This window comes from Massilia sp. TSP1-1-2, from assembly GCF_049896185.1.
Classification (GTDB): Bacteria; Pseudomonadota; Gammaproteobacteria; order Burkholderiales; family Burkholderiaceae_D; genus Telluria_A.
In genome coordinates, this window is sequence record NZ_JAFCTU010000171.1 from 1 (window position 1) to 721 (window position 721).

1 pseudogene is annotated in these 721 nt (G+C 66.2%); it reads left to right on the forward strand.

From position 1 onward, the window contains the following. Positions 1-721: pseudogene (locus ACP7BV_RS27540) on the forward strand (carboxypeptidase regulatory-like domain-containing protein); the annotation flags it as partial.

Sequence of the window (721 nt, forward strand, 5' to 3'; positions counted from 1 at the left end):
GTCAAGATGAGCAATCCTGACCTGGCGCCGCTCGTCAGCACGGCCAATCCGGACGGCTCGGCCACCTACCAATGGCACATGACTGGCGTGACAAGCGCCGCTCGCTCACTCAATTTCGACCTCAGTCTGGTCGACATGGCGCTCGACGAAACCCGTGCCGTGTCGCGCGAGGCCCACATGACGTTCAAGAATTCATTCACCGGCGGCACGGTCACCGCGCCGATCGATGTGCCGAGCGTCAAGGCGTCGAGCTTCCTCGACCTGGGCGTGACCACCGACAAGCCGGCCTATGCGGCGCACAGCATGGTCGACATCACCGGCCAGGTCACCAATACGGGTGGCGCGCTGACGGCAGGACGGGTCACACTGGCGGTGTACGGACCGGACCGAACGGTACTGGCCACCCTGGCCGAGCAACCCTTCAGCGCCCTGGCGGCGGGCGCCAGCATCAAGCTTGACGCTTACTGGAGCAGCGCAGCTTACGCGGCGGCGCCCGGCTACTACGTGGTGGCCACGCTATTTGACCAGCAGGGCCGCCAGGCCGGCAGCGCGCAGGCGCCGTTCGCCATCGTCGGTGGGCTCGCCGATGCGCCGCTGGCCACGGCAAGCCTGACCGCCGACAAGCTGGTGTACCAGCCGTTTGCAACCGTCCAGCTCAAGGAACGCCTGGCCAATATTGCGCCTAACAGCGACATCAATGCGGCCAGCGTGACGACGACGG